The 5,645-nt window shown below is 71.1% G+C and carries 6 protein-coding genes; 3 read left to right on the top strand and 3 right to left on the bottom strand.

Translation table 11 applies throughout. The features are described 5' to 3' along the window. Positions 1-1,162, top strand: a 1,162-nt coding sequence (locus G6031_RS17335) for a serine hydrolase (protein ID WP_182653938.1), incomplete at its 5' end; no start/stop codon positions are given. Positions 1,163-1,175: 13 nt separating this feature from the next. Here G6031_RS17335 and G6031_RS17330 read toward each other — a convergent pair. From G6031_RS17330 to G6031_RS17320, 3 genes are all read right to left on the bottom strand, one after another. Then, a complete protein-coding gene (locus tag G6031_RS17330) occupies positions 1,176-2,438 on the bottom strand; it encodes a deoxyguanosinetriphosphate triphosphohydrolase (protein ID WP_182609448.1) in 1,263 nt (420 codons plus the stop codon). 69 nt (positions 2,439-2,507) lie between these two features. Then, on the bottom strand, positions 2,508-3,125 hold the full coding sequence (locus tag G6031_RS17325) for a YdcF family protein (RefSeq protein WP_179526206.1): 618 nt from the start codon (positions 3,123-3,125) through the stop codon (positions 2,508-2,510). A gap of 53 nt (positions 3,126-3,178) precedes the next feature. Beyond that, entirely contained in the window at positions 3,179-4,567 is a 1,389-nt protein-coding gene (locus tag G6031_RS17320) for a glycine--tRNA ligase (protein ID WP_179524974.1), read from the bottom strand. Between the two features lie 180 nt (positions 4,568-4,747). Here G6031_RS17320 and G6031_RS17315 point away from each other — a divergent pair, with 180 nt between their 5' ends. Both G6031_RS17315 and G6031_RS17310 read left to right on the top strand, forming a co-directional pair. Further along, positions 4,748-5,119, top strand: coding sequence for a metalloregulator ArsR/SmtB family transcription factor (locus G6031_RS17315; RefSeq protein WP_179524973.1), 372 nt, complete (start codon positions 4,748-4,750; stop codon positions 5,117-5,119). Between the two features lie 3 nt (positions 5,120-5,122). Then, positions 5,123-5,560, top strand: coding sequence for a Fur family transcriptional regulator (locus G6031_RS17310; RefSeq protein WP_182609447.1), 438 nt, complete (start codon positions 5,123-5,125; stop codon positions 5,558-5,560). The last annotated feature ends 85 nt before the right edge of the window (positions 5,561-5,645 follow it).

Raw genomic sequence — 5,645 nt, 5'->3', positions numbered from 1 at the left:
GCCGCCCAACCCGCTGGTGCCGTTGCTGCGCACGGAGATCGACGACTCCGAGGGGTGGGCGCGTTCCTCCGTCCTGGGCGTCGCCTTCGCCCAGCAGGCCTGGGCCTCCGAGTACGGGTGCGCGGTGGGCGAGGGCCGCGCGGCGGGCTCCGAGCACACCTCCCTCGTCGGGTCCCAGGAGGACCGCCCCGAGGGCATCGGCCTGCCGCAGGCCACCGACGTACCGGCCGAGGTCGGTGCGGCACTCGACCGGGCCGCCGGCCAGGAGGGCACGCGCGGCCTCGTCGCGGTCCACCGCGGTGAGATCCTCGACGAGTGGTACGCCGACGGCTTCGGTCCGGACACCCGGCAGCTCGGGTGGTCCATGGCCAAGAGCGTGGCGGCCACCCTGGTCGGGCGCGCGCAGCAGGAGTTCCCGGAGGCCGACCTCGACCCGGCGGACACGAACCTGCGCCCCGAGTGGACCGACGAGCGGGCGCAGATCTCCCTCGACGACCTGCTGCGCATGACCTCCGGGCTGGAGTGGGACGAGGACTACGACCTCGGCACCCCCATCACGCAGATGCTGTTCGCCGAGCCGGACATGGCCGCGTTCGCCGCCGCCCAACCGCTCGCCCACGAGCCCGGGACCGTCCGTCAGTACTCGTCGGGCACCACCAACATCGTGTGCGACCTGCTGCACGAGCGCACCGGCCTCGGGCCCGAGATGGCCGATCGGCTGCTGTTCGACCCGCTCGGGATGACCAGCGCGGTCCTCGAGGCCGACGCCTCCGGCCGGTCGGTGTGCAGCTCGTATTTGTGGGCCACGCCGCGGGACTGGGCGCGGTTCGGGCAGTTCACGCTGGATGACGGCGAGGTGGACGGTCGCCGCCTGCTCCCCGCCGGATGGATGGACTACGCGACGAGCGTCGTCCCGGCCGGCGGTGAGCCCGAGCCCTACGGCGCGCAGTGGTGGACCAACGACGCCGGTGACGGCACCCCGCTGCGTCTTCCCGGGATTCCCGCGGACGCCTACTGGGCCTCGGGGCACGACGGGCAGTACATCGTGGTGGTCCCGTCGGCCGATCTCGTGGTGGTGCGGACCGGGTTCTCCCCCGGTGGGTCCATCGGCGCGCTCGGCATCGAGGACCTGGTCGGCGACCTCACCCGGGCCGTGGGTTGAGCCGGCTTACTGCTCAGCCCCAGGCCGCCTGGATGCCGGCGCTCGCCCGGTCGATCCGCTCGAGGCGGCTCTCGGTGTAGAGGGCCACCTGGTCCACGATCACGCGCATCCGGGCCGCGTCGTCCGGGGCCGCGTCCCACAGCGGGCGCAGTACCGCGTCGAGTCCGGCCGGCGCCGAGTGCGCCAGGTACTCGGCCACCCGGTGGATACGGTCGCGTTGACGATCCTGCCGGGCCCGGTGCCCCGGGTCGCTCATCACGTACCGCACGGCCATGGTCTTGAGCATCACGACCTCGGCCTCCACGTGCAGCGGCACCTCGAGGTCGGCGCTGTACCGCCCGTGCGGCATCTCACCGTGCACCTCGCGGGTGGTGTGGATGGCGGGCATGACGAACCGCCCGACCAGCTCGCTGGTCAGCGCCTTGAGGGCGACCGCTCCCGCGAAGGACTCCTCGAACGGCTGGACGGCGCGGACCGCGTCGAGCGCGCCGAGCCGCCCGGCCGCCTCGCGCAGCTGGTCGGCGTCGGGCCCCCGGAACTCGCGTGCGCCCAGCTCGGCCAGCGCCGCGACCTCCGACGGGTCGGTCAACGACCGCAGGTCCAGCCTGCCCGCCACGATCGCGTCCTCCACGTCGTGGACCGAATAGGCCACGTCATCGGAGAAGTCCATGATCTGCGCCTCCAGGCACCGGGTGTCCCCGGGTGCCCCCACGCGGATCCAGGCGAGGGTGTCCGCGTCGTCGGGATAGGCGCCGAACTTCCTGGTGCCCTCCCGCGGCAGCCACGGGTACTTGGTGGCCGCGTCCAACGCGGCGCGGGTGAGGTCCAGTCCGACCCCGCGCCCGTCGGCGTCGACGACCTTGGGTTCCAGCCGCGTGAGGATCCTGATCGTCTGGGCGTTGCCCTCGTATCCCCCGAACCCTCTCGCGACCTCGTCGAGGGCGCGCTCACCGTTGTGCCCGTAGGGCGGGTGTCCGATGTCGTGGCTCAACCCCGCCAGGTCGGCGAGGTCGGGGTCGCAGCCGAGGCCGGCGGCGATGCTGCGGGAGATCTGCGCGACCTCGAGGGAATGGGTGAGGCGGGTCCGCGGCGTGTCACCGTCCCCGGGCCCGACCACCTGCGTCTTGTCGGCGAGCCGTCGCAGAGCCGCCGAGTGCAGGACCCGCGCGCGATCCCTCTCGAACGGGCTGCGCTCACTGGCCGTCCCCCGCGCCCGGGCGGGCCCCTCACCCACCCGGCGCTCGGCGTCTGCGGCGTCGTACGCGTACCCCGTCATGCGCGTCTCCTGTCGGGCGAGTGTGCCCCGTCGTCGTCCCTGTCCGGTCGTGAACGTCGTGTCCACCGATCAGCCGGGGAAGTCCACGTCCGTCCCGGCGATCCGGTGGTACTGGTACCAGAGCACCGCTCCGGTCTCGCGGATGATGCTCAGGACCTGGTTCTCCCGGGTCCAGACTGCGGGACCCTGTCGGGTCGGCGACGTCCACGCGTCCAGTCCGGCGTCCCGGGCCATCATCCGCGCCCGATATGAGTGCGTGGGGTCGCTGACCAGCACCACGGAACCACCGCCCTGGTCACGCACGGTCAGGGCCACGGCGTCCAGACTGCCGACGGTGTTGGACCCGGTCTCGACCGCCAGGATCGCGGTGGGCGGCACCCCCAGCGTGGCCAGATAGGCGCGACCCGCACCGGCCTCGGTGAACCGGTCACCCGGCTGGTTCCCACCGACCGTGATGATCTGGGGGGCGACGCCCTCCTCGTAGAGGGTGGCGGCGTGGTCGAGTCGGGACTGGAACACCGGGGTCGGGACGCCGTCGTACTGGGCCGCGCCCAGGACGACGATCGCGTCCGCCGGCGTGCGGTCGTCCACCCGCGCGACGTGCCACACACGGAACGCGATGAAACCGGGGACGGCGAGACACAGCAACAGCGCGATGACCAGGAGCCATCCGATGGCCCTGGACACCGCCCGCAGCGGGGACCGGGATCTGTTCACCCGACCAGTGTGCCAGCGCCGGGTCAGCAGCCGATGAGCCGCTGCGCGAGGTACCCCTCGACCTGGTCGATGGCCACCCGCTCCTGCTGCATGGTGTCCCGCTCACGGATGGTCACGGCCTGGTCCTCGAGGGTGTCGAAGTCCACGGTGATGCAGAACGGGGTGCCGATCTCGTCATGGCGGCGGTAGCGGCGGCCGATGGCCTGCGCGTCGTCGAAGTCCACGTTCCAGCTCTTGCGCAGCTGCGCGGCCAGGTCCCGTGCCTTGGGCGAGAGGTCGGCGTTCCGCGAGAGCGGCAGCACGGCTGCCTTGAACGGCGAGAGACGCCGGTCGAGCTTGAGCACGGTCCGGGTGTCGACGCCGCCCTTGGAGTTGGGGGCCTCGTCCTCGGTGTAGGCGTCGATGAGGAACGCCATGAGCGACCGCGTCAGGCCGAAGCTCGGCTCGATGACATAGGGCACGTACTTCTCGCCCGAGGCCTGGTCGCGGTACTGCAGGTCCTCGCCGGAGTGGGTCTGGTGCTGGGTGAGGTCGTAATCCGTGCGGTTGGCCACGCCCATCAGCTCGCCCCAGGGGTTGCCGGAGAAACCGAACTTGTACTCGAAGTCGATCGTGCCGGCCGAGTAGTGGGCACGCTCGTCGTCCGGGACGTCGAAGCGGCGCATGTTCTCCGGGTCGATCCCCAGGTCCACGAACCAGTCCCAGCAGTCCTCGACCCACCGCTTGAACCACTCGTCGGCCTCGTCGGGCTTGGTGAAGAACTCGATCTCCATCTGCTCGAACTCACGGGTCCGGAAGATGAAGTTGCCGGGGGTGATCTCGTTGCGGAACGCCTTGCCGATCTGGCCGATTCCGAACGGCGGCTTACGCCGGGCGGTGGTCATGACGTTCTTGTAGTTGACGAAGATGCCCTGGGCGGTCTCGGGCCGGAGGTAGTGCAGGCCCTCCTTGTCGTCGACCGGGCCGAGGTAGGTCTTCATCAGGCCGGAGAACAACTGCGGCTCGGTCCACGAGCCGGGCTGGCCCGTGACGGGGTCGTTGATGTCCGCCAGTCCGTTGGCCGGCTCGCGCCCGTGCTTGGCGACGTAGGCCTCGATGAGGTGGTCGGCGCGGTAGCGCTTGTGCGTGTGGAGGGACTCCACCAGCGGGTCGGTGAAGGTGTCGACGTGGCCGGAGGCCTCCCACACCTTGCGGGGCAGGATGATCGAGGAATCCAGGCCCACGACGTCCTCGCGGCCGGTGACGAAGTTCCGCCACCACTGCTTCTTGATGTTGTCCTTGAGCTCCACGCCGAGCGGACCGTAGTCCCACGCCGAACGGGTTCCGCCGTAGATCTCGCCACACTGGTACACCAGTCCCCGGCGCTTGCAGAGGTTGACGACTGTGTCGATGACGGACGCTGAGGATGCCACGTCGGGGGTTCTCCCTTTGGTGAGTCGGTTGGCGGAGGTGTCGGGGTGGACGGCCTCGGCGCGGGCCGGCGCCCGCGGCACTTCTCACCAGGGTATCCGGTCCACCCCGGCGGTCTGGGATACTGGGGTCCCCCACCCGACACGGCGCAGGTCCCCACCGCGCCCGGAAGGTTGCAACCAATGGCATCCGGACCCGAGTCCCCGGCCGACGCCGGGTCTGCCGCGGAGATCCACGATCCCGGCTCCCACGCCGCCCCCGTGCCGCTGCCACCGCAGCACGTGGTCTCGGCCGCCGGCGAGTTGCTCCGTGCGCTCTCGGCTCCGCTGCGGATCGCGATAGTGCTGCAGCTCCGCGAGGGGCCGCGCTGCGTCCACGAGCTGGTGGACGCCCTGGAGGTCGCGCAGCCGCTGGTGAGCCAGCATCTGCGGGTGCTCAAGTCGTCCAACGTCGTCTCCGCCCACCGCCGGGGACGCGAGATCCGCTACGAGTTGCTCGACGACCATCTGTTGCACATCGTCGAGGCGGCCGTCGGGCACGCCGGGGAGGAGTAGGACGTGGACACACCGGACAAGTCGATCGGCGTGCGTTCGACCCGTCAACGCAGTGCCATCTCCGCGCTGCTCGACGAATCCAAGGGGTTCCGTTCGGCCCAGGACCTCCACGCCGAACTCCGCGAGCGCGGGGACGCGATCGGGCTGACCACCGTCTACCGGACCCTGCAGTCGATGTCCGACGCGGGTGCGGTGGACGTGCTGCGCACCGACTCCGGGGAGTTGATCTTCCGGAAGTGCTCCGATTCGCACCATCATCACCTGGTGTGTCGGGTGTGCGGGTTCACGGTGGAGGTCGAGGAGCCGGGGGTCGAGACGTGGGCGCACCGTGCCGGCGGGGCCCACGGCTTCACCGAGGTGACCCACACCGTCGAGTTGTTCGGCGTCTGCGCGGCGTGCGTCGCGGCGGGGAGGGGCGAGCCGACGGGCCGGGCGGACTGACTCGGGGTACGCCGGCGGATCCGCCGCCGCTCGTCTCGTCACCGCGCCGCCCCCTTCACGGCCCCGCGGTGTTGCCCCGGCCCCC

The sequence above is a fragment of the Dietzia sp. CQ4 genome (assembly GCF_014145125.1).
GTDB lineage: Bacteria > Actinomycetota > Actinomycetes > Mycobacteriales > Mycobacteriaceae > Dietzia > Dietzia natronolimnaea.
Note: the sequence above shows the minus strand (reverse complement) of the source record. Positions and strands in the feature narration are given on the sequence as shown.

Bases quoted from the DNA above. Each gene is read 5' to 3' on its own strand.
- G6031_RS17330 (WP_182609448.1), bottom strand. From the start codon at position 2,438: ATGACGGGGTACGCGTACGACGCCGCAGACGCCGAGCGCCGGGTGGGT.
- G6031_RS17315 (WP_179524973.1), top strand. From the start codon at position 4,748: ATGGCATCCGGACCCGAGTCCCCGGCCGACGCCGGGTCTGCCGCGGAG.